The 23,344-nt window shown below is 72.9% G+C and carries 23 protein-coding genes and 1 pseudogene; 12 read left to right on the top strand and 12 right to left on the bottom strand.

The window, feature by feature from the left end:
• The first annotated feature begins 37 nt into the window (after positions 1–37).
• Positions 38–469 carry a GntR family transcriptional regulator gene (locus ACLWS4_RS04730; protein WP_416873432.1) on the top strand — a complete coding sequence of 144 codons (432 nt, stop codon included), beginning with the start codon at positions 38–40 and terminating at the stop codon, positions 467–469.
• Between the two features lie 28 nt (positions 470–497).
• On the opposite strand, the gene ACLWS4_RS04725 is transcribed toward ACLWS4_RS04730, so the two are convergent.
• From ACLWS4_RS04725 to coxB, 4 genes are all read right to left on the bottom strand, one after another.
• Positions 498–1,754 (bottom strand): Ig-like domain-containing protein, encoded by a 1,257-nt coding sequence (locus ACLWS4_RS04725; protein WP_416873431.1) that lies wholly within the window; start codon positions 1,752–1,754, stop codon positions 498–500.
• A gap of 188 nt (positions 1,755–1,942) precedes the next feature.
• Positions 1,943–2,365 (bottom strand): cytochrome c oxidase subunit 4, encoded by a 423-nt coding sequence (locus ACLWS4_RS04720; RefSeq protein WP_049651840.1) that lies wholly within the window; start codon positions 2,363–2,365, stop codon positions 1,943–1,945.
• A complete protein-coding gene (gene ctaD / locus ACLWS4_RS04715) occupies positions 2,365–4,140 on the bottom strand; it encodes a cytochrome c oxidase subunit I (protein ID WP_074000888.1) in 1,776 nt (591 codons plus the stop codon). Before ctaD ends, ACLWS4_RS04720 begins: the two co-directional genes overlap by 1 nt.
• Entirely contained in the window at positions 4,137–4,991 is an 855-nt protein-coding gene (gene coxB, locus ACLWS4_RS04710; RefSeq protein WP_049651842.1) for a cytochrome c oxidase subunit II, read from the bottom strand. Before coxB ends, ctaD begins: the two co-directional genes overlap by 4 nt.
• A gap of 368 nt (positions 4,992–5,359) precedes the next feature.
• On the opposite strand from coxB, the gene ACLWS4_RS04705 reads away from it, so the two are divergent.
• Complete coding sequence (locus tag ACLWS4_RS04705) at positions 5,360–6,886, top strand: cysteine desulfurase/sulfurtransferase TusA family protein (protein ID WP_416873430.1); 1,527 nt, start codon at positions 5,360–5,362, stop codon at positions 6,884–6,886.
• Here ACLWS4_RS04705 and ACLWS4_RS04700 read toward each other — a convergent pair.
• The gene (locus tag ACLWS4_RS04700; protein WP_049651843.1) at positions 6,879–7,856 is read right to left on the bottom strand and encodes a carbohydrate kinase family protein; all 978 of its coding nucleotides are present in this window, start codon (positions 7,854–7,856) and stop codon (positions 6,879–6,881) included. The genes ACLWS4_RS04705 and ACLWS4_RS04700 overlap by 8 nt on opposite strands.
• Positions 7,857–8,128: 272 nt before the next feature.
• On the opposite strand from ACLWS4_RS04700, the gene ACLWS4_RS04695 reads away from it, so the two are divergent.
• Together ACLWS4_RS04695 and ACLWS4_RS04690 are read left to right on the top strand one after the other, a co-directional pair.
• A complete protein-coding gene (locus tag ACLWS4_RS04695; protein ID WP_049651844.1) occupies positions 8,129–8,335 on the top strand; it encodes a hypothetical protein in 207 nt (68 codons plus the stop codon).
• A gap of 134 nt (positions 8,336–8,469) precedes the next feature.
• A complete protein-coding gene (locus tag ACLWS4_RS04690; RefSeq protein ID WP_117487461.1) occupies positions 8,470–9,162 on the top strand; it encodes a hypothetical protein in 693 nt (230 codons plus the stop codon).
• Between the two features lie 74 nt (positions 9,163–9,236).
• Here the strand turns inward: ACLWS4_RS04690 and erpA are convergent, their stop codons facing one another.
• Entirely contained in the window at positions 9,237–9,590 is a 354-nt protein-coding gene (gene erpA / locus ACLWS4_RS04685) for an iron-sulfur cluster insertion protein ErpA (protein ID WP_049651846.1), read from the bottom strand.
• Positions 9,591–9,835: 245 nt separating this feature from the next.
• On the opposite strand from erpA, the gene ACLWS4_RS04680 reads away from it, so the two are divergent.
• Entirely contained in the window at positions 9,836–10,690 is an 855-nt protein-coding gene (locus tag ACLWS4_RS04680; RefSeq protein WP_416873429.1) for a GNAT family N-acetyltransferase, read from the top strand.
• A gap of 64 nt (positions 10,691–10,754) precedes the next feature.
• Here ACLWS4_RS04680 and ACLWS4_RS04675 read toward each other — a convergent pair whose 3' ends face one another.
• The 3 genes from ACLWS4_RS04675 to ACLWS4_RS04665 all read right to left on the bottom strand — a co-directional run bounded on the left by ACLWS4_RS04675 (position 10,755) and on the right by ACLWS4_RS04665 (position 13,850).
• On the bottom strand, positions 10,755–12,122 hold the full coding sequence (locus tag ACLWS4_RS04675) for a pyridoxal phosphate-dependent decarboxylase family protein (protein ID WP_416873428.1): 1,368 nt from the start codon (positions 12,120–12,122) through the stop codon (positions 10,755–10,757).
• A gap of 199 nt (positions 12,123–12,321) precedes the next feature.
• Positions 12,322–12,786: an Lrp/AsnC family transcriptional regulator gene (locus tag ACLWS4_RS04670; protein WP_049651848.1), complete on the bottom strand. Its 465-nt coding sequence runs from the start codon at positions 12,784–12,786 to the stop codon at positions 12,322–12,324.
• 140 nt (positions 12,787–12,926) lie between these two features.
• On the bottom strand, positions 12,927–13,850 hold the full coding sequence (locus ACLWS4_RS04665) for an NADP-dependent oxidoreductase (protein WP_074000885.1): 924 nt from the start codon (positions 13,848–13,850) through the stop codon (positions 12,927–12,929).
• Positions 13,851–14,041: 191 nt separating this feature from the next.
• On the opposite strand from ACLWS4_RS04665, the gene nadA reads away from it, so the two are divergent.
• The gene (gene nadA, locus ACLWS4_RS04660) at positions 14,042–15,226 is read left to right on the top strand and encodes a quinolinate synthase NadA (protein ID WP_234348387.1); all 1,185 of its coding nucleotides are present in this window, start codon (positions 14,042–14,044) and stop codon (positions 15,224–15,226) included.
• 81 nt (positions 15,227–15,307) lie between these two features.
• Here the strand turns inward: nadA and pspAA are convergent, their stop codons facing one another.
• Both pspAA and ACLWS4_RS04650 read right to left on the bottom strand, forming a co-directional pair.
• Positions 15,308–15,601, bottom strand: coding sequence for a PspA-associated protein PspAA (gene pspAA, locus ACLWS4_RS04655; protein ID WP_049651850.1), 294 nt, complete (start codon positions 15,599–15,601; stop codon positions 15,308–15,310).
• 37 nt (positions 15,602–15,638) lie between these two features.
• On the bottom strand, positions 15,639–16,442 hold the full coding sequence (locus ACLWS4_RS04650; protein ID WP_074000884.1) for a PspA/IM30 family protein: 804 nt from the start codon (positions 16,440–16,442) through the stop codon (positions 15,639–15,641).
• A gap of 301 nt (positions 16,443–16,743) precedes the next feature.
• On the opposite strand from ACLWS4_RS04650, the gene ACLWS4_RS04645 reads away from it, so the two are divergent.
• The gene (locus ACLWS4_RS04645; protein WP_241852715.1) at positions 16,744–17,343 is read left to right on the top strand and encodes a DUF3043 domain-containing protein; all 600 of its coding nucleotides are present in this window, start codon (positions 16,744–16,746) and stop codon (positions 17,341–17,343) included.
• A gap of 179 nt (positions 17,344–17,522) precedes the next feature.
• Entirely contained in the window at positions 17,523–18,263 is a 741-nt protein-coding gene (locus ACLWS4_RS04640; RefSeq protein ID WP_181970803.1) for a class I SAM-dependent methyltransferase, read from the top strand.
• 30 nt (positions 18,264–18,293) lie between these two features.
• Here the strand turns inward: ACLWS4_RS04640 and ACLWS4_RS04635 are convergent, their stop codons facing one another.
• The gene (locus ACLWS4_RS04635; protein WP_049651853.1) at positions 18,294–18,494 is read right to left on the bottom strand and encodes a hypothetical protein; all 201 of its coding nucleotides are present in this window, start codon (positions 18,492–18,494) and stop codon (positions 18,294–18,296) included.
• 123 nt (positions 18,495–18,617) lie between these two features.
• Between ACLWS4_RS04635 and cobU the strand changes: the two are divergent.
• The 4 genes and pseudogenes from cobU to ACLWS4_RS04615 form a co-directional block, all read left to right on the top strand.
• Positions 18,618–19,178 (top strand): annotated as a pseudogene (gene cobU, locus ACLWS4_RS04630) (bifunctional adenosylcobinamide kinase/adenosylcobinamide-phosphate guanylyltransferase); the annotation flags it as partial.
• A gap of 28 nt (positions 19,179–19,206) precedes the next feature.
• Positions 19,207–20,331 carry a nicotinate-nucleotide--dimethylbenzimidazole phosphoribosyltransferase gene (locus ACLWS4_RS04625; RefSeq protein ID WP_049651854.1) on the top strand — a complete coding sequence of 375 codons (1,125 nt, stop codon included), beginning with the start codon at positions 19,207–19,209 and terminating at the stop codon, positions 20,329–20,331.
• Positions 20,332–20,449: 118 nt separating this feature from the next.
• Positions 20,450–21,241 (top strand): adenosylcobinamide-GDP ribazoletransferase, encoded by a 792-nt coding sequence (locus ACLWS4_RS04620; RefSeq protein ID WP_416873427.1) that lies wholly within the window; start codon positions 20,450–20,452, stop codon positions 21,239–21,241.
• A gap of 259 nt (positions 21,242–21,500) precedes the next feature.
• Positions 21,501–23,003 carry a leucyl aminopeptidase gene (locus ACLWS4_RS04615; protein ID WP_049659339.1) on the top strand — a complete coding sequence of 501 codons (1,503 nt, stop codon included), beginning with the start codon at positions 21,501–21,503 and terminating at the stop codon, positions 23,001–23,003.
• Positions 23,004–23,344 lie beyond the last annotated feature (341 nt).

The following is a 23,344-nucleotide window of genomic DNA, read 5'->3' as shown; positions in this document are numbered from 1 at the left end:
GCGAGGTGCGTGCTCGGGCGTCGCGGGCCCGGCAAAGATGTGCCGGACAGGCCCGCTGGCTTTCCCGTACTCGCCGCCCGCGTCCTCAGGAGCCCCCGTGCAGCTGTCCGTCGACCCCGCCTCGGCCACTCCCCCGTACGAGCAGATCCGCGCCCAGATCGCCGACCGGGCCCGCTCCGGCGAGCTGCCGACCGGGCTGCGGCTGCCCACCGTCCGCGCCCTGGCCGAGCAGCTGGGGCTGGCGGCCGGCACCGTCGCCCGGGCCTACCGCGAGCTGGAGGCGGACGGCGTGGTGGAGACCCACGGCCGGCGCGGCACGCTGATCGCCGCCACCGGGGACGCCGCGCACCGGCTGGCCGCCGAGGCCGCCGCCGAGTACGCCGCCCGGGCGAGCCGCCTGGGCGTCTCCCGCGCGGAGGCCCTGGCCGCCGTGGACACCGCCCTGCGGCTGGCCTACCCGCAGGGCTGAGGCGCCCCGGAGGGCGCCTCAGGGGGTCTCAGAGCTCGGGGCGGACCATCCCGGCGGCGGGGGCCTGGGAGGCCGGTGCGGTGGTGCTGACGGGCTGTCCGGAGGCGCTGTGCTTGACCCAGTCCGTCCAGGCGATGTTCCAGTCCCCGAAGCCGTTGCCGAAGGGCTCCATCCGGCCGCCGCGGCTGTTCACCACCGTCACCAGGTCCCCCACCCGGGTGTGCTGGAAGAACCACTCGGCGTTGCCGGTGCTCATGCCGGTACAGCCGTGGCTGACGTTCTCTACGCCCTGCGAGCCGACCGACCAGGGCGCCGCGTGGACGTACTCGCCGCTCCAGGTCACCCGGGTGGCCCAGAGCACGTCGAGGTCGTAGGACTCCGTGCTGCCCGGCGCTATCCCGATCGTCTCGCCGTTCATCCGGACCGACCGCTCCTGGCCGAGCACCACCTTGACGCCGTTGCGGGTGTCGAAGCCGGGCTTGCCGGTGGTGACCGGGATGGTCCGCAGCGCCTCGCCGTCACGCTTCAGGGTGAGCTCGTGGGCGGCCGCGTCGATCACCGACTCCACCCGCTCGCCGATCCGCAGCTTCAGCGAGCTGCGGTCACCGCCGTACAGGCCGTCGGCGATCCGGCTGCCGGTGCCGTCGAAGGCCAGCGAGACGGTCGTCCCGGCCGGCCAGTACTCCTCCGGACGGAAGTGCAGGTTCTTGTCGTCCACCCAGTACCAGGCGCCGGTGACGGCGGGCTGGGAGCCGACGGTCAGGGCGTGCTCGACCTCCTGGCGGGCCTGGGGGTCCTTCACCGCCTCGGAGAGCTCCACGGTGAGCGGCTGGCCCACCCCGTAGACGCCGCTGCCGGAGGAGTCCGGGCCGAGTTTGGCGGTGAGCAGGCGTTCGGCGGCGAGGGTGCTGAAGCTCGCGGTGGTGTCGCCGCGGCCGCCCTTGCCGTCGTCGGCGGAGATCCGCACCGTGTATGCGGTGGCGGCCTTCAGCCGGCCGGTGGTCTGCCAGCTGCGCTGGTCCTCGGCGAGCTTCCCGGCGACCACCCGGCCGTCCGGGCCGACCACGGTGACGTCGGTGAGCCGGCTGTCCTGGACGGCCGTCACGGTGACCGGCTGGGAGGGGTCCGCCTTGGCGTCCGCCGAGAGGTGGACCAGCGGGGCCGCGTCGACCCGGTGCGGTCCGACGGGCGCCTCGTCCCGGGCCGTGCAGCCGGCCAGCGGGGCCAGCACGGCGAGGGCCAGCGAGATGCCGCCGAGAGCTGCGATTCCGCGCCTGTCGGCCATGGCCGCCTCCGAAGGTTTCGCACGATTGATCAGATCGTAGGAACGCCCCCGGTGAAGCGACATCCGAGGGACATCCGGTTCACCCAGCTGAGTGAGGCCGTCATCCCGGGGACGCCGCGGCGTCCGGGAACGCGGCAGGGCCGGTCCTCCCGTACGGGAGGACCGGCCCTGGTGCACGAGCGCGAACCCTACTGGTTCTGGTTCTCGCCGCGGTAGAACTCGAAGACCCATCCGAAGATGCCGATCATGATGATCGGGGCGGCCCAGAACATCAGCCACCAGCCGAAGATCACGCCCAGGAAGGCGAGCGCGCCACCGAGCGCCAGCGAGAGCGGCTGCCAGCTGTGCGGGGCGAAGAAGCCCAGCTCGCCGGAGTCGTCCGCGACCTCGGCCTCGGGGTTGTCACCCGCGCCGCTGTCCACCCGGCGGGCGGTGAAGGCGAGGTAGTACCCGATGAAGGCGCACAGCGCGAAGGCCAGGAACAGCGCCGTGGTACCGGCGGCCTCCAGACCCGGGCCGTTGGTGTCGGAGTTGGTCCACAGGCCGTAGGTGATGGCCATGGCCAGCACGAAGACCGACAGGCCCAGGAAGATCTTTCCCTGTTCCTTCATCAGGCGTCGCCCTCCTTGTTGCCCTTGCCCAGCTTCGGGGCGTCGTACTTCGCCGGGGTCACGCCGGCGAGGTGCTTGGCCGGCTCACCGTGGTTCTCCAGGTAGTCCAGCGCGGCGATCTCCGGGTGGTGGAGGTCGAAGGCCGGGGATTCGGAGCGGATCCGCGGGAGGGTGAGGAAGTTGTGCCGCGGCGGCGGGCAGGAGGTCGCCCACTCCAGCGAGCGGCCGAAGCCCCACGGGTCGTCCACGGTGACCTTCTCGCCGTACTTGGCGGTCTTCCAGACGTTGTAGAGGAACGGCAGGATCGACAGGCCGAGCACGAAGGAGCCGATGGTCGAGACGGTGTTCAGGGTGGTGAAGCCGTCCGAGGCCAGGTAGTCGGCGTAGCGGCGGGGCATGCCCTCCGCGCCGAGCCAGTGCTGCACCAGGAAGGTGGTGTGGAAGCCGAAGAACAGCGTCCAGAAGGTGATCTTGCCGAGGCGCTCGTCCAGCATCTTGCCGGTCATCTTCGGCCACCAGAAGTGGAAGCCGGCGAACATCGCGAACACGACGGTGCCGAAGACCACGTAGTGGAAGTGGGCGACGACGAAGTACGAGTCCGAGACGTGGAAGTCGATCGGCGGGGAGGCCAGCAGGACACCGGTCAGACCACCGAAGAGGAAGGTGACCAGGAAGCCGACCGTCCAGAGCATCGGGGTCTCGAAGCTCAGCGAGCCCTTCCACATGGTGCCGACCCAGTTGAAGAACTTCACACCGGTCGGGACCGCGATCAGGAAGGTCATGAACGAGAAGAACGGCAGCAGTACCTGTCCGGTGACGTACATGTGGTGCGCCCACACCGTCACGGACAGACCGGCGATCGCGATGGTGGCCGCGATCAGGCCGGAGTAGCCGAACATCGGCTTGCGGCTGAAGACCGGGATGATCTCCGACACGATGCCGAAGAACGGCAGCGCGATGATGTACACCTCGGGGTGGCCGAAGAACCAGAACAGGTGCTGCCAGAGCATCGCCCCGCCGTTGGCCGGGTCGAAGACGTGGGCACCGAACTTGCGGTCCGCCTCCAGGGCGAACAGCGCGGCGGCCAGCACCGGGAAGGCCAGCAGGACCAGCACCGAGGTCAGCAGGACGTTCCAGACGAAGATCGACATCCGGAACATCGTCATGCCCGGAGCGCGCATGCAGATGATCGTGGTGATGAAGTTGACCGCACCGAGGATCGTGCCGAAGCCGGAGAAGGCCAGACCCATGATCCACATGTCGCCGCCGACGCCGGGCGAGTGCACCGCGTCGGACAGCGGGGAGTAGGCGAACCAACCGAAGTCGGCGGCGCCGTTCGGGGTCACGAAGCCGGCCACCGCGATGGTCGAGCCGAAGAGGTACAGCCAGTACGCGAACATGTTCAGACGCGGGAACGCCACGTCCGGTGCGCCGATCTGGAGCGGCATGATCCAGTTCGCGAAGCCGGCGAAGAGCGGCGTCGCGAACATCAGCAGCATGATCGTGCCGTGCATCGTGAACGCCTGGTTGAACTGCTCGTTCGACAGGATCTGGGTCCCGGGACGAGCCAGCTCGGCACGCATGACCAGGGCGAGGATGCCACCGATCAGGAAGAAGGCGAACGACGTGCCCAGGTACAGGGTGCCGATCGTCTTGTGGTCAGTGGTGGTCAGCCACTTGATGATGGTGGAACCCGGCTTCCGGGTCCGCTGCGCCCCGACCGTGACGGCATCGGCGCCCCCGCCGGCCGCGGCGGGCTCGTTGAGGATGGTCACTTCTCTTCACTTCCCATGCCGATGAGGCCGGAGGGCACCCAGCCGTTCTGGCCCTTGGCGCGAAGCTCGGCCAGGTGCTTGTCGTAGTCGGCGCGGTCGACGACCTTGACGTTGAACAGCATGCGCGAGTGGTCGACGCCGCAGAGCTCGGCGCACTTGCCCATGTACTCGCCCTTGACGGTCGGCGTGACCTCGAACTTGTTCACCACGCCCGGCACGACGTCCATCTTCATCATGAAGTTGACGGGCCAGAAGTCGTGGATGACGTCACGCGAGGTGAGGCGGAACTGCACCGACTCGTTGACCGGCAGCCACAGCGTCGGAACCTCCTTGGGGGTTCCGACGTCGTACGCGGCGTCCTTGTTGGCCGGGTCGGGGGTCTCGGTGTTCTCGTAGTTGAACGCCCAGCTCCACTGGAAGCCCACCACGTTGACGTAGTGCTGCGGCTTCTCGGAGGTGGCCGTCAGCTTCGACTCGTCGCGGGCGACGAAGTAGAAGAGGACCGAGACGATGATGATGGGGACCGCGGTGTAGAGCGCCTCGATGGGCACGTTGTACCGGGTCTGCGGGGGGACCTCCACACCGGTGCGCTTGCGCCGGTGGAAGATCACGCTCCAGATGATCAGACCCCACATCAGTACGCCGACCACCAGCGCCGCGATCCAGGAGCCCTGCCACATCTGGAGGACCATGGGCCCTTCCTTGGTGACGGGGCTCGGGAGGCCAAGCCTGGGGAGGTCGTTGGCCGAGCAGCCGGTGGCGGTCGCGATGACGAGGCCCAGTGCCAGCGCCTGAGGCAGCTTCCGCCGCATCGTGCGCCGCGGCGAGCGGTCGGAGCCGTTGGGACTCACGTAGCGCCTTCCCGAAGTCTCGCCCGCCTTCGCGTCGCCCCGGGGAGGAGTGTGAGCCTCCCCGGCGACCCGTCCACGGGCACGGTTTGAATGCTTATGCGGGCCAAACCCTACTCCAGCCTTATGCGCTCCTGACGGGCAGCCCCCGGTAACGCGCCGCCCGCTAGCCCGATCAGGCCCGGTGGGGGCTGCGCCGCAGGTCATCGTAGGCATTCGAGGTCCGTACGCCCGATCGGGGGATGACCTCGGGCGACACCCGTGACGGCCCGTCGGGCGCGGACGAAGCGGACATTCGGGATGATCGACTGACGGTGGGTGAGCCGCGCGACCGACCGGGGACGCGGCCGGGTGTGTCGTTAAATGTGACCGTGTACTTCGACGCGGCCTCGACGGCCCCTCTGCACCCCGTCGCCCGGCAGGCGCTGACCGCCGCCCTGGACGAGGGCTGGGCCGATCCGGCCCGGCTGTACCGCTCCGGCCGGCAGGCCCGGATGCTGCTGGACGCCGCCCGCGAGACGGTGGCCGCGGTGCTGGGCACCCGGGCGGACGAGATCTCCTTCACCGCCAGCGGCACCCAGGCCGTCCAGCTCGGCCTGCTGGGCGCGCTGGCCGGGAACCGGCGGCGCGGCGGCCACTTCGTGCACTCCGCGGTGGAGCACTCCAGCGTGCTGCACGTCGCCGAACGCCACGAGGCCGCCGGGGGCGAGGTGTCGGTGGCGCCGGTCGACCGGGGCGGCCGGGCCGACCCGGCGGCCTTCGCCGCGCTGCTGCGACCGGATACCGCGCTGGCCGCGCTGCAGAGCGCCAACCACGAGGTCGGGACGGTGCAGCCGGTCGGCGAGGTCGCCGCGCTGTGCGCCGGGACCGGCGTCCCGCTGCTGGTGGACGCGGCGCAGAGCGCCGGTCGGGCGGACGTCCCGGCGGGCTGGTCGCTGCTGACCGCGAGCGCCCACAAGTGGGGCGGCCCGCCCGGGGTCGGGGTGCTGGCGGTGCGCAAGGGCGTCCGGTACGCCTCGCCGCTGCCGGCCGACGAGCGCGAGGGCGGCCGGGTGCCCGGCTACGTCAACGTCCCGGCGATCGTGGCCGCGGCCGCCTCGCTGCGCGCCGTACGGGCCGAGGCCGAGCGGGAGAACGCCCGGCTGCACGCGCTGGTGGAGCGGATCCGCACCCGGGTGCCGCGGCTGGTGCCCGAGGTCGAGGTGGTCGGCGACCCGGTGCGGCGGCTGCCGCACATCGTCACCTTCTCCTGTCTGTACGTCGACGGGGAGGTGCTGCTGACCGAGCTGGACCGGGCCGGCTTCGCGGTCTCCTCCGGCTCCTCCTGCACCTCGTCCACGCTGACGCCCAGCCATGTGCTGGCGGCGATGGGGGTGCTCACCGAGGGGAACGTCCGGGTCTCGCTGCCGTACGGGACGGCCGAGGCGGACGTGGAGCGCTTCCTCGCGGTGCTGCCGGACCTGGTGGCCGGCGTCCGGGCGCCGCTCGGGCTGGACCTGCCGGCTCCCGGGCCGGCGCCGGCCGCGATCGGGGCTGCGCCCCGAGCCGAAGGGCGCGCCGGTGCCGAAAGCGAGGAGCGACAAGCGACCGACGGAGGAGGGAGTGCCGGAGCGAGGAGCGTCGGCGCCGGGTCAGAGCGCCCGGAGGCGAGCGGGCGGGTCACAGTGATCGACGCGCTGGGGAAGCGCTGCCCGCTGCCGGTGATCGAGCTGGCGAAGCGGATCGGCGAGGTGCCGCCGGGTGGCACGGTCGTCGTGCTGGCGGACGACGAGGCGGCCCGGCTGGACATCCCGGCCTGGTGCGGGATGCGCGGACAGGAGTACGCGGGCGAGGCCCCGGCCGCCGAGTACGGCGGCGACCGGGGCTCGGCCTACCTCGTCGTCCGGCGGACTACTTGACCAGGCGGGCGCTGATCTCGGTGGCCGCCTCGGCGCCGTAGGCCTCCTCGAAGCGCTTCAGGAAGGCGGCCGGGCGCAGCTCGTACTCCTGGGTGCCGACGGTCTCGATCACCAGGGTGGCGAGCATGCAGCCGATCTGGGCGGAGCGCTCCAGGTCGAGGTCCCAGGACAGGCCGGCCAGGAAGCCCGCGCGGAAGGCGTCGCCGACGCCGGTCGGGTCGACCTTGGCCTCCTCCTTGGCGCAGCCGACCACGATCGGCGCCTCGCCCTTGCGCTCGATCCGGACGCCCTTGCTGCCCAGGGTGGTGATCCGGGTGCCGACGCGGGTGAGCAGCTCCTCGGCGCCCCAACCGGTCTTGGTCTCGATCAGCGCGGCCTCGTACTCGTTGGTGAAGAGGTACGCGGCGCCGTCCACGATCTCGCGGATGTCCTCGCCCTCCAGGCGGGCCAGCTGCTGGGAGGGGTCGGCGGCGAAGGCGTAGCCGCGGGTGCGGCACTCCTGGGTGTGGCGGACCATGCCCTGCGGGTCGTCGGCGCCGACCAGGACGAGGTCCAGGCCGCCGACGCGGTCGGCGATCGGCTTCAGCTCGATGTTGCGGGCCTCGGCCATGGCACCGGTGTAGAACGAGGCGATCTGGTTGTGGTCCTCGTCCGTGGTGCACATGAAGCGCGCGGTGTGCCGGGTCTCGGAGATGTGGACGGAGTCGCAGTCCACGTTGTTGCGCTCCAGCCAGCTGCGGTACTCGGCGAAGTCCGCACCGGCGGCGCCGACCAGGACCGGGCGCAGGCCGAGCACACCCATGCCGAAGGCGATGTTCGGCGCGACGCCGCCGCGGCGGATGTCCAGGGTGTCGACCAGGAAGGACAGCGACACGGTGTGCAGCTGCTCGGCGACGAGCTGGTCGGCGAACCGGCCGGGGAACGTCATCAGGTGGTCGGTGGCGATCGAGCCGGCGACGGCGATACGCACGGGGGGTCTCCTCAGGGTGGCTGCGGGGCCAGCGGGCAGGCGGGGACGAACCCGCCTACGGTACCCGGCCCCGGGGAGCGCCCGGCAAGAGTGCCGCAAGTTGCCGCCCCACGGCCATGGTGGCACCCGTCGCCCTCCTCCGTGTACTACCTCCCGGTAGCACTGGTGGGCGGCCGGGCCCCTGCCTAGGGTCGGCCGTGGGGGGCCCGTCGTGCGGGCCCCGTCGTCGACCGCGGCAGCGTGGCCGCGGCCCTGGATCGGAGCGATACCGGATGATGACCGACCACTGTGCCCTGCCCGTCCTGCGGACCGAGGACGGCGAGACGCTCGACGCCCTGCTGGACTCCTCCCGGCGGCTGCGCCGGTTCTGGCCGCAGCTCGCGGCCGGCCCGGAGCCCGTCGCCCCCGCCTCGACCGGCTTCCGGGTGTCCTCCGGGGCCCAGCGGGTGGTCGCCGGGATGGCCGAGTACGGCTTCTGAGCCCGCGCCGGACCGGATCGGCCCCGCGTGGAACCGCCGCGGAACCACTGTGGAACCGGATCCGACCGGAGCACGTCACATCCGCGCGGAGCGGCGAGGAGGCGGCACCGCTGAACCCTCGGGAGGATGTGCAGATGGATCTGGAGACGATGCCCCGGCGCGGTCGGCGAGCGGTGGCCCTGACGGGTCTGGTGCTGGCGGCGGTGGTGACGGTGGCCGGCTGCGGCAGCGGCGGCGGCAAGCCCGCCTCGGACGCGGCGACGAGCGGCTCGGCCGCCGCGTCCGCCTCGGCCAGTGCCTCGCCGCAGGCCCCGGCGGACTCCGCGAGCCCGTCCTCGGCGGCTCCGACCGGGAGTTCCTCCGGGGCCGCGCAGCCGGCCCAGCCGCCGACCGGCTTCACACCCAGCCCGGCCTCGCCCCCGCCCGGGCAGCCGGCCCCGGCCACTCCCCCGGGCAACGGGATCGCGGTGGGCGAGCCGAACCCGAACGGTTCGGACGCGCCCGTCCGTCCGCCGGTCGCCTACCGGGTGGACGGCACCACCAAGCTGACCGTCTACTTCTTCGGCGGGGTCTGCACCACGTACGCGCTGAAGGCGGACGAGTCGCAGCCGGGCCGGGTGGACGTGCTGGTCGTGCCGGGCCCGCCCACCGTCCAGCCGGGGCAGGTGTGCAACGCGCTGGCCAAGCGGCAGTCGGTCGCGGCCGACCTGCGCTCGCCGCTGGCCGGGCGGACGGTGGTCGACAGGACGAGCGGTCAGGAGCTGCCGCTGGAGGGCGACCCGCACATGGGGCCGGACCCGGTCACCCCGGACGTCGCCGGGCGGTAGGCGCCGCGACGCCCGCGGGCGGAAACGGAAAGGCGGCCCCGGGGATCACCCCGGGGCCGCCTTCCGCAGCGGGCTTAGCTGAACGAGTCGCCGCAGGCGCAGGAGCCGGTGGCGTTCGGGTTGTCGATGGTGAAGCCCTGCTTCTCGATGGTGTCGACGAAGTCGACGGTGGCGCCGCCCAGGTACGGGGCGCTCATCCGGTCGGTGACGACCTTGACACCGTCGAAGTCCTTGATCACGTCACCGTCGAGCGAGCGCTCGTCGAAGAACAGCTGGTAACGCAGGCCGGAGCAGCCACCGGGCTGGACGGCGACGCGCAGCGCGAGGTCCTCGCGGCCTTCCTGCTCCAGCAGGGCCTTGACCTTGGCCGCGGCGGCATCGGTGAGGAGGATGCCACTCTCGACGGTGGTCTCGTCCTGGACGGTCATCTGCTTTCTCCCGGTCTTGACGACGGTCTGCCGCCAGTGCCAACCAACGGCCGTCCGGTTTCATTTCCCGGGCGGCGATCGATTTCTGCGGCCTGTTCGCGGCTGGTTGTCCGTAGGCCGGGTGTGCCACCCGCGTCCCCTACGCTCCCCATGCTCGCACACCCCCGGAGGGCCGGTCACCGCCCGAGGCACGGATCCGGGTGAACGGGCCCCACGGCCGCCCGTCGGACGCCAGGATGGTCGGCATGATCCTTCGCCAGGTCAGGGACACCGCAGCGGACGCGGAGGTCGTCCGGGAACTGTCCTTCGCCGCGTTCGCCGCACCGTCCGACGACCCCGCGCGGCCGACGCCGCTGCAGCTGGCCCGGACCAGGCACCTGGCGCGCACCGATCCCGGGGGCTGCTGGCTGGCGGAGAGCAGCGGGCAGGCGGTCGGGGTGGTGCTGTCGATGCGCCGCGAGGGCCTGTGGACGCCCTCGCTGTTCGCCGTCCGGCCGTCCGCGCAGGGCCGGGGGGTGGGGCGGCTGCTGTTCGAACGGGCGATGGCGCACGCCCGGGGCTGCCTGCGCGGGATGGTCTGCGCCTCCGGCTCCCCGGCGGCGGCCCGCCGCTACCGGCTGGCCGGGTTCACCCTGCACCCGGCGATGCGGCTGACCGGGACGGTGGACCGGCAGGGGCTGATCGATCCGGGCGACATACCGGTGCACCGCGGCAACGCCACCCACCTGCACCTGCTGGACTCGGTGGACCGCCGGCTGCGCGGGTCCGCGCACGGGCCGGACCACGAGCTGATGCTCGGGCACTTCGAGGAGCTGCTGGTCGCGGACGCGCTGGCCGGCAGCGGCTACTGCTACCGGGACGGCGGCACGGTGCGGCTGCTGGCGGCCACCAGCAAGCGGATCGGGGCCCGGCTGCTGCGCGAGGCGCTGGCCCGGGTGCCGGACGGGGCCGAGGCGCGGGTGGAGTACCTGACCGCCGAGCAGGAGTGGGCGCTGGACGTCGGGCTGGAGGTCGGGCTGACGCCGGAGACCGGCGGCTTCGTCGGGGTGCGCGGGATGCGGCCGCCGGCGCCGTACCTGCCGAACGGGGCGTTCCTGTAGACGGGCACGCGTACGGCCCCCCTCCGGAGCGCTCCGGAGGGGGGCCGTACGGACGTCAGGGTGCTCAGACCATGGTGTCCAGGATCTCCTTGACCATCTCCATGGTGGTGCCCGGGTGCAGGAAGGCGAAGCGGGCGACCGTCTCGCCGTCCCAGCCGGTGGGGGTGACGAAGCCGATCTGGTCCGCGAGCAGCTGCTGCGACCAGCGGTAGTAGTCGTCGTTGGTCCAGCCCCTGCGCTTGAAGCAGACCGCCGAGAGCTGCGGGTCGAACAGCAGCTCCAGGTGCTCGCTCTCGCGGATCAGCTGGGCCGTCTCCCGGGCCAGGGTGAGGCCGGCCTCGATGGCGTCGGTGTAGGCCTGGACGCCGTGGACGGCCAGCGAGAACCAGAGCGGCAGGCCGCGGGCGCGCCGGGTCAGGTGGTAGGCGTAGTCGGTGGGGTTCCACTCGTCGCCCTCGGTGTGCAGGACGTCCAGGTAGGAGGCGTCCTGGGTGTGCACGGCGCGGGCGAGCTGCGGGTTGCGGTAGATCAGCGCGGCGCAGTCGAAGGGGGCGAACAGCCACTTGTGCGGGTCGACCACGAAGGAGTCGGCGTGCTCGATGCCGTTGTAGCGCTCGCGCACCGAGGGGGCGAACAGGCCCGCGCCGCCGTAGGCGCCGTCCACGTGGAACCAGAGGTCGCGCTCGCGGGCGACCTCGGCCAGGCCGGCCAGGTCGTCGACGATGCCCTCGTTGGTGGTGCCGGCGGTGCCGACGACGGCGATCACCGTCTCCGGGTTCGGGTCGGCGGCCAGGGCGGCGCGCAGCGCCTCGCCGGTGAAGCGCCGGTTGACGGTCGGGACCTTGAAGGCCTCGACGCCGATGATGTTGAAGGTGTTCTTGACCGAGGAGTGCACCTGGTCGGCGACGGCTATCCGCAGCCGGGCCTCCGGACCGACACCGAGCCTGCGGCGGGCGGTGTCGCGGGCGACGACGAGGGCGGAGAGGTTGCCCGCCGAGCCGCCGGACACGAAGCAGCCGCCGGCCGACTGGGGCAGGCCCGCGCGGTCGGCGATCAGGCGCAGCACCTGGTTCTCGGCGGCGATCGCGCCGGCCGCCTCCAGCCAGGAGATGCCCTGGAGGGAGGCGCAGGAGACGACCATGTCGAACAGCAGCGCGGCCTTGGTCGGGGCGCACGGGATGAAGGACAGGTAGCGGGGGCTGTCGGCGGAGATGACCGCCCGGGACAGCTCGTGGTCGTAGAGCTTGAGCACGTCGACCGGGTTGTTGCCGTCCTGGTTCAGCAGGCCGGCCAGCTGGGTGCGCAGGTGCTCGCCGTCACCGGGGTGGTCGAGCGGGACGGGGTCGTACTGCAGCCGCTCCCGCATGTAGTCGAAAACCAGGTCGACCAGCTCGTTGTCGGGCCGGTGCATGCGGTCGGGTGCTGCGGACACGGCGGTCCCTCTCGGCGTGGGGGTGTCGGGGGGCGTCCGGTCGGCGGGACGCTTCACCGCGACGACCGGACGTGATCAGCGTAGGCAGCACCGGGCCCTCCCCGCGCGTCGGAACGCGGCTGGTCAGGCAGGTTTCGGGCGTCTTCGGGCGGGTCCGCGCAGGATTCCTGCGTACGGTCCGGGGGCGGCCGGCGGGCGGTCAGCCGATGAGCTGGGAGAGGACCACCGAGGAGCGGCTGCGCTGCACTCCGGGCTCGCGCCGGATGCGCTCGATGACGGCCTCCAGGTGGCGCATGTCGGCGGCCCGCAGGTGCACCAGGGCGTCCGGGTCGCCGGTGACCGTCCAGGCGGCGACCACCTCGGGGAACTGCCGCAGGCTGGCGAGGATCTCCTCGGGGGCGGTGCGCTCGCGGCAGTAGACCTCGACGAAGGCCTCGGTCTGCCAGCCCAGCACGGACGGGTCGAGCACCACGGTGAAGCCCCGCACCACGCCGCGCGCCCGCAGCCGGTCGATCCGCCGGCGCACGGCGGTGGCGGAGAGGTTCACCTGCAGCCCGATCTCGGCGTACGAGGCGCGGCCGTCGCTGCCGAGCCGGGCGAGCAGGAGCCGGTCGGTCTCGTCCAGGTCGGCCCCGACCACCTCGTGCGCTCGGCTGCTGGTCATGGGTGAGGGGCTCCACGGGTCGTACGGGGGGGTTCGGCGGGGCGCTCCGGCGGTGGGCTGCCACTGCCGAAACGGTTCGCCACCATTCTGGCGGATGACCTGGACGAGTTCACCGCCGTCGGATGACGGGCGGGCGGCCGTCACGGGACGAGCAGCACGATCTTCCCCCGGGTGCGGCCCTCGGCGCTGAGCGCCTGGGCGGAGGCGGCCTGGGCCAGCGGGAAGGTGGAGGCGACGGTGACGGTCAGCCGGCCGTCGTCGGCGAGCGCGGCCAGCTCGGCGAGGTCGTCGGCGTCCGGGCGGACCCAGACGTACCGGCCGCCGAGCGCCTTGACCCCGTAGTCGGTGATCGAGGCGATCCGGCCCGGGTCCGCCACCAGGCCGGCCGAGAGCTGGACGGCGCCGTGGCCGACCAGGTCGAGGGCGGCGTCCACCCCGTCGGGGGCGAGCGCGCGGACCCGGTCGGCCAGGCCCTCGCCGTACACCACCGGCTCGGCGCCGAGGCCGCGCAGGAAGTCGTGGTTGCGCTCGGCCGCGGTGCCGATCACCCGGGCGCCGCGGGCCCGGGCCACCTGCACCGCCAGGTGGCCGACCCCGCCCGCGGCGGCGTGCACCAGGACGGTCTCCCCCTCGGCGAGGCGCAGCGCCCGCAGGCCCTGCAGGGCGGTGAGCCCGGCCAGCGGCAGGCCGCCGGCCTGCGCCCAGTCCAGCGCGGCCGGTTTGCGGGCCAGGGTGCGGACCGGGGCGGAGACCAGTTCGGCGTAGGTGCCGTGCTCGACGGCGTCCTTGCGGACGTAGCCGTACACCTCGTCGCCCGGGGCGAACTCGGTGATCCCGCCGCCGACCGCGCGGACCACGCCGGCCACGTCCCAGCCCATGACCAGCGGGAAGTGCGCGTCGAGGATGCCGTCCAGGGCGCCGTCCCGGACCTTCCAGTCCACCGGGTTCACCCCGGCCGCCCGGACCTCGACCAGTACGGAGTCGGGCCCGACCTTGGGGTCGGGCAGGTCGGTGTACTCGACCACCTCGGGGCCGCCGTAGCGGTTGATCGCGATTGCTTTCATGGGCTCAGCCATACCCGTCGGCTTCGAAGTATCGATTCGGCCACGCCCGGAAGCATCCGATTCGACGAGCGGTTCTCGTCACATCGACAGGATGGCCATCGTCACTCTGACGCTAAGCGGTTAGAATAGATAGCGTCAGTTAGACGAAAAGGCCCCACCGCTAGCTCGGCCGCACAGAAGGGCACCCGCCCGTGACCACCACCATCACCGAGACCCACGGCGTCGACCCCACTCCGACGCCGCTCGCTCTGCTGCTGCTCGGCCGCGAGGCCGACCCGAACAGCGAGCGCGGCGTCGAATGCCCCGGTGACCTCCCCCCGGCCTCCGACCCCCACCTCGTCGAGCGCGCCCGCGCGGCCAAGGCCGCGCTCGGCGACCGCGTCTTCATCCTCGGCCACCACTACCAGCGCGACGAGGTGATCGAGTTCGCCGACGTCACCGGCGACTCCTTCAAGCTCGCCCGCGACGCGGCCGCCCGCCCCGAGGCCGAGTACATCGTCTTCTGCGGCGTGCACTTCATGGCCGAGTCTGCGGACATCCTCACCAGCGACCGCCAGCAGGTCGTCCTGCCGGACCTCGCGGCCGGCTGCTCGATGGCCGACATGGCCACCGCCGAGCAGGTCGCCGAGTGCTGGGACGTGCTGACCGACGCCGGCATAGCCGACGTCACCGTCCCGGTCTCGTACATGAACTCCTCCGCCGACATCAAGGCCTTCACCGGCCGGCACGGCGGCCTCATCTGCACCTCCTCCAACGCCAAGCGCGCCCTGGAGTGGGCCTTCGAGCAGGGGCAGAAGGTGCTCTTCCTGCCCGACCAGCACCTCGGCCGCAACACCGCCGTACGGGACATGGGCTTCTCGCTGGACGACTGCGTCGTCTACAACCCGCACCGGCCGAACGGCGGCCTGACCGCCGAGCAGCTGCGGGACGCCAAGATGATCCTCTGGCGCGGCCACTGCTCGGTGCACGGCCGGTTCAGCCTGGACTCGGTGAACGACGTCCGCGAGCGGATCCCCGGCGTGAACGTCCTGGTGCACCCCGAGTGCAAGCACGAGGTCGTCGCGGCCGCCGACATGGTGGGCTCGACCGAGTACATCATCAAGGCGCTGGACGCCGCCGAGCCCGGCTCCAAGTGGGCCATCGGCACCGAGCTGAACCTGGTCCGCCGCCTGGCCAAGGCGCACCCGGACAAGGAGATCGTCTTCCTGGACCGGGCGGTCTGCTTCTGCTCGACCATGAACCGGATCGACCTGCCGCACCTGGTCTGGGCGCTGGAGTCGCTGGTCGAGGGCCGGGTGCCGAACGTGATCACCGTCGACCCGGAGACCGAGACCTACGCCAAGGCGGCGCTGGACCGGATGCTGGCCCTGCCGTAGCCGTCCGCGGACAACAGCCGAAGGGCGGGCCCCCTCCGTGGTGGAGGGGGCCCGCCCTTTCGTCTGGCAGCGGCCGCGGCCCTACTCCGGGAAGCCCGGGATCACGCCCTCGCCGTCGGCCATCAACAGCTCGCGGACCTCGTCGATCGTCGCGTCGGCGCTCGGCAGGATCAGCTCGGACGGCTCCAGCGAATCCAGCGGCACCGGGGTGCCGTACTGCTTCACCGCCTCGATGAGCTTGCCGTAGGCCTCACGGAAGAGCGCCTCGTCCCCCGACTCCACTGCGGTGACGAGCTCGGCGTCGAGCTCGTTGAGCAGGTTCAGGTGGTCGTCGCCCACCTCGTACTGCCCCTCACCCATGACCCTCATGATCATGCCGTGCGTCTCCCTGGTTCGTGGGGTCGAGCTCAGATCACTTGTTGTAGTTGATGCGCGGGGTGTCCTGCTGCGGCTGCGGCTGGACGTCCTGCTTGCCCTGCTCGATCGCGGCGGGGCCGGCCGAGGAGGGACCGGAGAGCTCGGCCTTCATCCGGGCCAGCTCCAGCTCGACGTCGGAACCGCCGGCCACCCGCTCCAGCTCGGCCTCGATGTCGTCCTTGCGGCCGAGACCGCTCGCGTCGTCGAGCGCACCGGAGGCCAGCAGCTCGTCGATCGCGCCCGCCCGGGCCTGCATCTGGGCGGTCTTGTCCTCGGCACGCTGGATCGCCAGGCCGACGTCGCCCATCTCCTCCGAGATCCCGGAGAAGGACTCGGCGATGCGGGTCTGCGCCTGGGCGGCGGTGTACGTCGCCTTGATGGTCTCCTTCTTGGTGCGGAAGGCGTCCACCTTGGCCTGAAGTCGCTGGGAGGCGAGGGTGAGCTTCTCCTCCTCGGCCTGGAGCTGCTGGTACTGCGTCTCCAGGTCGTTGATCTGCGACTGCATGTTGGCCTTGCGGGTCAGCGCCTCGCGGGCGAGGTCCTCCCGGCCGAGCGACAGCGCCTTGCGGCCCTGGTCCTCGTACTTCGCCGACTGCTGCTGGAGCTGCGTCAGCTGGAGTTCGAGCCGCTTGCGCGAGGTCGCGACATCCGCGACACCACGCCGTACCTTCTGGAGCAGCTCAAGCTGCTTCTGGTAGGAGTAGTCAAGCGTCTCACGCGGATCCTCCGCCCGATCCAAGGCCTTGTTCGCCTTGGAGCGGAAGATCAGCCCCATACGCTTCATGATTCCGTCGCTCATGGGCCTCGGGTGCCCCCTTCTCCGGCCTGCGGTCTCTATCTCGTTACCAGACACGACGAGTGTATGTGCAGCGAGCCCTTCGCCGCAGTGCACCTGCCTGCAACAAGACTGCTACAGCGACCAGTGGCGTTTCCTCCTCCCCCGGGTGGATCCGCCCCTCATCCCCCCCATCGTCCATCCGACTGATCCCCTACGGGAAGGGCCCGGGAAACCCGCTTCGGACGGCGACCTGGCGGTATCGATATGTGTTCGGTTCCGAGGGCGCCCGTGGAAGCCGCGTCGCACCCCGTACGCTGGTGGTGTGTTCCGACGCCGTTCAGATGATGCCGCCGCCTCCGCCACCGTGCTGGAGAAGCAGGACGAGACGACCCAGGCCCGCGATCCGCAGGCCAAGAAGGGCCGCCCCACCCCCAAGCGCAGTGAGGCCGAGGCCAACCGGCGTACCCGGGTGACCGTGCCCAAGGACCGCAAGGAGGCCGCCCGCCAGGGGCGCGAGCGGATGCGCGCCGAGCGCGAGAAGCAGCGCCAGGCGCTGATGAACGGCGACGAGCGCCACCTGCCGGCCCGTGACAAGGGCCCGGTGCGCAAGTTCGCCCGCGACTACGTGGACTCCCGCTGGTCGCTGGCCGAGTTCTTCCTGCCGGCCGCCGTGGTCATCCTGGTGCTCAGCATCGTCAAGGTGCCGGCGCTCCAGCTGCTCTCCACGCTGCTGTTCCTGCTGTTCTTCGTGCTGGTGATCCTGGACTTCGTCCGCCTCGGCTTCGGCCTGCGCAAGCAGCTGGCCGAGCGCTTCGCCGACCAGAACACCCGCGGCGCCGTCGCGTACGGCATCATGCGCACCCTCCAGATGCGCCGGCTGCGCCTGCCCAAGCCGCAGGTGCGGCGCGGGGAGAAGCCCTGACCGCCGAACCGGTCGGCTCCGGCTGGGCCCCGCCCTCCTGGGAGGGGCCCGGCCTCTACGCACTCCCCGGGCAGGGCGGCGCGCTGCCGGGGCAGGGCGACGGCGGCCACGACCGCCTCGCCCAGGAGCGCCGGCTGCCCTCGCGCAGCGGCTCCTTCGCGGGCGGCACCGGCGCCTGGCTGGACCGGCTCGGCGGGCTGCGCAACTTCGTCCGCCAGGAGCTCGTCGCCCGCCAGCTCGCCGAACAGCTGGCCGGCCGCAGCGGGCAGCGCGTCCTCGACATCGGCTGCGGCCAGGGCACCCAGGCCCTGCGGCTGGCCCGGGCCGGCCACTACGTCACCGGGATCGACTCGGACCCGGTCGCGCTCGGCGTCGCCCAGGGGGCGCTCGCCGAGGAGCCGCCGGAGGTCCGCGGCCGGATGCAGCTGCTCAGCGGCGACGGCCACCAGTGCGGGCGCTGGTTCGGCCCGCGCAGCTTCGACGTGGTGCTCTGCCACGGCGTCCTGATGTACCTGCCCGACCCGGACCCGATGATCGCCTCGCTGGCCCGGCTGCTGGCGCCCGGGGGGCTGCTCTCGCTGCTGGTCCGCAACCGCGACGCGCTCGCCCTGCGGCCGGCCGCCGCCGGGGACTGGCGGGCCGCCCTGCACGCCTTCGAGAGCGACCGGTACTACAACCGGCTCGGACTGGCCGCACGGGCCGACCGGCTCGCCGACCTCACCGTCACCCTCTCCGAGGTGTCCGTCCCGCTGCGGCACTGGTACGGCGTGCGGGTCTTCACCGACAGCGCCCCGGACGACGCGGCCCCGCCGGTGGACGGGCGGCAGCTGGCCCAGCTCCTGGAAGCCGAGGACCGGGCCGGCCGCACCGACCCGTACCGGCAGGTCGCCGCGCTCCTGCACGTGATCGGGGCGAAGTAGCCGCGCCGCGGCCGCTCCACCCCGTCCGCGCTACTCCTCGCCCAGGCTCATCGAGTAGACGACCCGGTCGTCCTCCAGCAGCACCGCGGTGTCCACACCGTCCTCCGCGAGCTGCTTCCAGGTCTCCCCGATCCAGGTCTCGGCGTCCCCCTGGCCGGCGAACTCCTCCTGGCCGGCGCCCGGCGTCACCGCGCTGCCGTCCGCCTTCTCGTACCGCCACGTCCAGACCATGCCGGCTCCTCCCACTGACCACGCTGCCTGTGTTGCTGCGCACCATAGCCTGCCCGGCCCGATCTTCCGTATGCCTGCTCCGGCAGGATGGACGGCATGGCGACCCGATCCGAGCCCACCCGTCCCCCGCTGCCCCGCACCCTGCTGCTCGGCGGCGCCCGCTCCGGCAAGTCCACCCGCGCCGAGCAGCTGCTCGCCGACCGTCCGGACGTCCTGTACGTGGCCACCGGCGGCACCCGCGACGGCGACGCCGAGTGGGCCCAGCGGGTCGCGCTGCACCGGGAGCGCCGGCCGGCGAGCTGGCGCACCGCCGAGACCTGCGACCTGGAGGCCGTGCTGGCCGACCCGGCCGACCCGGCACCGGTGCTGGTCGACTGCCTCGCCCTGTGGCTGACCGCCGTGATGGACGAGTGCGGCGCCTGGGACGACGAGGTCTGGGCGGCCGGCGGCGAGGCCGCCGTGCAGCGCCGCTGCGAGGCGCTGGCGCGGGCCTGGGCGGCCACCGGACGGACCGCCGTCGCGGTGAGCAACGAGGTCGGCATGGGCGTCGTCCCGGCCACCGCCGCGGGCCGCCGCTTCCGCGACACCCTGGGCCGGCTCAACATGGCCGTGGCCGACGCCTCCGAGCGGGTCCTGCTGGTGGTGGCCGGTCAGGTGCTGACCGTCAAGCCAGCCGTTGGCTGAACACCCGCGCCGTGTAGCCTTCCGGACGATGGACACGACCGTGGATCTCGATACGTTCTCCTCGCTCGTCGAGCGCCCCGACGAGAGCGCCCGGCGGGCCGCCGAGGAGCGCTGGCAGGCGGCCGACCGGCCGCGCGGCGGGCTCGGCCGGCTCGAGGAGCTGGGCAGCTGGCTGGCCTCCGTACAGGGGCGCTCGCCGGTGCTGCCCGTCTCCGCCCCCAAGGTGCTGCTGTTCGCCGCCGACCACGGCGTGGCGGCGCTCGGGGTCTCCCGGATGCCCGCCCGGGGCGGCACCGCGGCCCGGGTGCGGGCCGTGCTCGACGGCAGCGCGCCGGTGTCCCGGCTGGCCGCGCGCTACGGCGCCCAGGTGCGGGTCGTCGACGTCGCCGTGGACGCCGACCCGACCGACTTCCCGGACGAGGTGGTCGCCCACCGGATCCGGCGCGGCTCCGGGCGGATCGACGTCGAGGACGCGCTCACCGCCCAGGAGACCGTCCGGGCGTTCCGGGCCGGCATGGCCGTCGCCGACGAGGAGGCCGACGCCGGCACCGACCTGGTGCTGCTCGGCGACCTCGGGGTCGGCGCCACCACGGTGGCCGGCGTGCTGGTCGGCGCGCTCTGCGGGACCGACGCGGCGGCGGTGACCGGGCGCGGCTCCGGGATCGACGACCGGGTGTGGATGGTCAAGTGCGCCACCATCCGGGACTCGCTGCGGCGGGCCCGGCCGGTGCTCGGCGACCAGCTGGCCCTGCTCGGCGCCACCGGCGGCGCCGACTTCGCCGCGATCACCGGCTTCCTGCTCCAGGCGGCCGTCCGACGGCTGCCGGTGGTGCTGGACGGCGTGGTCTCGGCGGCCTGCGCGCTGGTCGCGCAGCGGATCGCCTTCCGGGCGCCGGAGTGGTGGCGCGCCGGGCAGTCCAGCGGCGAGCCGGCCCAGGCGAAGGCGTACGACCGGCTGACCCTCACGCCGCTGCAGGACCAGGGCATCACCATGGGCGAGGGCGTCGGCGCGCTGCTGGCGTTGCCGCTGCTCCAGGCCGCGGGGGACGTGCTCGCGGACGAGGCGCCGAAGCCCTTCGTGCCGGCGGCGCCGGGCGCGCCGAAGGAGCAGCCGAGGCTGCCCTCGGCGGCGGACCTGCTGCGGAAGCTGTAGCGGCGGCCCCGGCCGTCCGGAGAACGCCCCTTCGCCGGGGCGTTCTTGCTTTCCCGCCCTCTCCTACTGTCCTTCTGTCTGACTGTCCTGCTGTCTGACCTTCGAGAGGAACGCGCACATGACGGACCGCGGCGACCGGGCCGGCTGGGCCGAGGGCCTGCGGTTCGGGTTCGGGACGCTGTCCGTGCTGCGGGTGCGGGTGGAGCGCTGGGACCGGGCCGCGGCGGCCCGGGCGATGGTGGCGGCCCCGGTGGTCGGGCTGGTGCTGGGCGCCCTGGCGGCCGCGGCCGGCGCCCTGGTGGCCTGGCGGGCGGGCGGGCCGCTCGGCGCGGTGGCCGCGGTGGGGGTGCTCGCCGGGCTGACCCGGGGTCTGCACCTGGACGGCCTGGCGGACGTCGCCGACGGGCTGGGCAGCGGGAAGCCGGCCGAGGACGCGCTGCGCATCATGAAGCAGTCCGACATCGGTCCGTTCGGCGTCCTGACCCTGGTCCTCGTCCTGCTCGCCCAGGTGGCCGCGCTGGCCGGACAGTTCGGCCACTCCCCGCTGCGCGGCGCCCTCGCGGTGCTCGCCTCGGCGACGGCCGCCCGCTGCGCGCTCGCCTGGGGCTGTCTGCGCTCGGTGCCGGCCGCCCGGCCGGGCGGGCTGGGGGCGATGGTCGCGGGCACCGTGCCGCCCGCCGGGGCCGCCGCCGCGACGGCCGCCGCCGCGCTCGCCCTGGCCGCGGCCGGACTGCTCGACGGATGGTCAGTTCTCCGCCTCCCGCTGGCCGTTGCGGTCGGCACGGGCTGCTCCTGGCTGCTGCTCCGGCGGTGCGTGCGCAGGTTCGGCGGGATCACCGGGGACGTGCTCGGCGCGATGGCCGAAACCGCCGCGACCGCCTCGCTGTTCGCCCTGGCGTTGCTCGGCTGACACCGGGCGGCGCGTGATCCCACCATGCGGACTACCATGCGTGGAGCACCGCAGCCCTGCACCGTGGCAGGTCCTGCCCGCCCGGCGCGTACCGAGGAGCCGGGGCCTCTGGTGTACGCGGCCACCCCGGCGGACGCGCGCAGCCAGGGGGCCCGGACCCGGAGGCCCGCCGGCGGACGGCCTGCGACGGCGCGGGCTGCGCCGGTGCGGCAGCCTCGCCGTGGCCGGCCGTGGACCGCGAAAGAACAGGACGCATTACGTGACTGCATTGTCTGTGAGCACCTCCTCCGCCGCCTCGCTGCGCGCGGACGCCCTGGTGGTCGGTGTCGCGAAGGGCCCGAAGGGCATCGTGCTGGCCCCCGGTGCCGAGGCCGTGAACGAGGCGTTCGAGGGCAAGCTGACCGAGGTCCTCAGCACCCTGGGCGCGACCGGCGCCGAGGGCGAGGCCGTCAAGGTCCCCTCCCCCGCCGGCCTGAAGGCCGCGCTCGTGCTCGCGGTCGGCCTGGGCGAGGCCGCCGAGGACGGTTACGCGCTGGAGACGCTGCGCCGCGCCGCCGGTGTCGCCGCCCGCACCCTGGCCGGTGCCAAGAAGGCCGCGCTGGCCCTGCCGGCCGAGTCCGCGGCGGACATCGAGGCGGTCGCGCTGGGCGGCCTGCTCGGCTCGTACGCCTTCGGCACCTACAAGGGCGACGGCAACGGCAAGGAGCCGGTCGGCGAGCTGGTCGTGCTGGCCGCCCGCAAGGGCAGCAAGGACGCCAAGGCCGCCGTGGAGCGCGCCACCGCGATCGGCGAGGAGATGAACCGGGCCCGCGACCTGGTCAACACCGCGCCGAACGACCTGAACCCGAAGAGCTTCGCCGCGATCGCCCAGGCGGCCGGCAAGGAGCACGGCCTCAAGGTCGAGGTGCTGGACGAGAAGGCGCTGACCAAGGGCGGCTTCGGCGGCCTGATCGGCGTCGGCATCGGCTCGGCGAACCCGCCCCGCCTGGTGAAGGTGGCCTACACCCACCCGAAGGCCAAGGCCACCCTGGCGTTCGTCGGCAAGGGCATCACCTACGACTCGGGCGGCATCTCGCTGAAGCCGGCCGGCCACAACGAGACCATGAAGTGCGACATGGCCGGCGCCGCCGCCGTGTTCGCCGCCGTGGTGGCCGCCAAGCGCCTGGGCCTGGCCGTCAACGTCACCGGCTGGCTGGCGCTGGCCGAGAACATGCCGTCCGGCTCCGCCACCCGCCCCGGCGACGTGCTGCGGATGTACGGCGGCAAGACCGTCGAGGTGCTGAACACCGACGCCGAGGGCCGCCTGGTGCTGGCCGACGCGATCGTGCGGGCCGGCGAGGAGAACCCGGACGTCATCGTCGACGTGGCCACCCTGACCGGCGCCATGGTGCTGGCCCTGGGCAACCGCACCTTCGGTGTGATGTCGAACAACGACGAGCTGCGCGACGGCCTGCACGCCCTGGCCGGCGAGGTGGGCGAGCAGTCCTGGCCGATGCCGCTGCCGGCCGACCTGCGCAAGGGCATGACCGAGTCGACCATCGCCGACCTGGCCAACATGGGCGAGCGGATGGGCGGCGGCCTGGTGGCCGGCCTGTTCCTGAAGGAGTTCGTGGCCGAGGGCACCGACTGGGCGCACCTGGACATCGCCGGTCCGGCGTTCCACGAGAGCGCGCCGTACGGCTACACCCCGAAGGGCGGCACCGCGAGCGCGGTGCGCACCCTGGTCCGCTTCGCCGAGCAGCGGGCGAACGGCAAGGCCTGACCCGGACACCCCTGACCCGGGGCGTCCCCCGGTCCAGGACCCGCTGCGACGGGGCCCGGCGCGTGTGCGCCGGGCCCCGTCGGCGTTCCGGCCCGGTTACCCGCGAGTAGGCCGGAGCGCCGCGACGCACGCCTGTTCGCTGCGGGCGAAACTTTGTTCCACAGTGCGGAAGAAGCCGTGGCGGATGGCGCGGAAGACGCCCGTCCGGCGGCTGTCAACACCGCTCTGAGCTGCGATGATGCCCTTCCGTCGGGGGCGTTCCCGCCCCGGTGACCACTCCGCGGGACACCCCTGGGGCGGACCCGGACATCAGCCACCGTGAACAAGTGCGAAGATGTATT

Origin of the sequence: Kitasatospora sp. SC0581, from assembly GCF_048159585.1 — a bacterium.
Taxonomy (GTDB): Bacteria; Actinomycetota; Actinomycetes; order Streptomycetales; family Streptomycetaceae; genus Kitasatospora.
This window is presented reverse-complemented; position numbering and strand designations above follow the sequence as displayed.

Bases quoted from the DNA above. Each gene is read 5' to 3' on its own strand.
- pspAA (WP_049651850.1), bottom strand. From the start codon at position 15,601: ATGATCATGAGGGTCATGGGTGAGGGGCAGTACGAGGTGGGCGACGAC.
- erpA (WP_049651846.1), bottom strand. From the start codon at position 9,590: ATGACCGTCCAGGACGAGACCACCGTCGAGAGTGGCATCCTCCTCACC.
- ACLWS4_RS04690 (WP_117487461.1), top strand. From the start codon at position 8,470: ATGGATCTGGAGACGATGCCCCGGCGCGGTCGGCGAGCGGTGGCCCTG.
- ACLWS4_RS04670 (WP_049651848.1), bottom strand. From the start codon at position 12,786: ATGACCAGCAGCCGAGCGCACGAGGTGGTCGGGGCCGACCTGGACGAG.
- ACLWS4_RS04680 (WP_416873429.1), top strand. From the start codon at position 9,836: ATGATCCTTCGCCAGGTCAGGGACACCGCAGCGGACGCGGAGGTCGTC.
- ACLWS4_RS04625 (WP_049651854.1), top strand. From the start codon at position 19,207: ATGGACACGACCGTGGATCTCGATACGTTCTCCTCGCTCGTCGAGCGC.
- ACLWS4_RS04620 (WP_416873427.1), top strand. From the start codon at position 20,450: ATGACGGACCGCGGCGACCGGGCCGGCTGGGCCGAGGGCCTGCGGTTC.
- ACLWS4_RS04665 (WP_074000885.1), bottom strand. From the start codon at position 13,850: ATGAAAGCAATCGCGATCAACCGCTACGGCGGCCCCGAGGTGGTCGAG.
- ACLWS4_RS04650 (WP_074000884.1), bottom strand. From the start codon at position 16,442: ATGAGCGACGGAATCATGAAGCGTATGGGGCTGATCTTCCGCTCCAAG.
- ACLWS4_RS04720 (WP_049651840.1), bottom strand. From the start codon at position 2,365: ATGAAGGAACAGGGAAAGATCTTCCTGGGCCTGTCGGTCTTCGTGCTG.
- ACLWS4_RS04695 (WP_049651844.1), top strand. From the start codon at position 8,129: ATGATGACCGACCACTGTGCCCTGCCCGTCCTGCGGACCGAGGACGGC.
- ACLWS4_RS04725 (WP_416873431.1), bottom strand. From the start codon at position 1,754: ATGGCCGACAGGCGCGGAATCGCAGCTCTCGGCGGCATCTCGCTGGCC.
- ACLWS4_RS04730 (WP_416873432.1), top strand. From the start codon at position 38: ATGTGCCGGACAGGCCCGCTGGCTTTCCCGTACTCGCCGCCCGCGTCC.
- ACLWS4_RS04635 (WP_049651853.1), bottom strand. From the start codon at position 18,494: ATGGTCTGGACGTGGCGGTACGAGAAGGCGGACGGCAGCGCGGTGACG.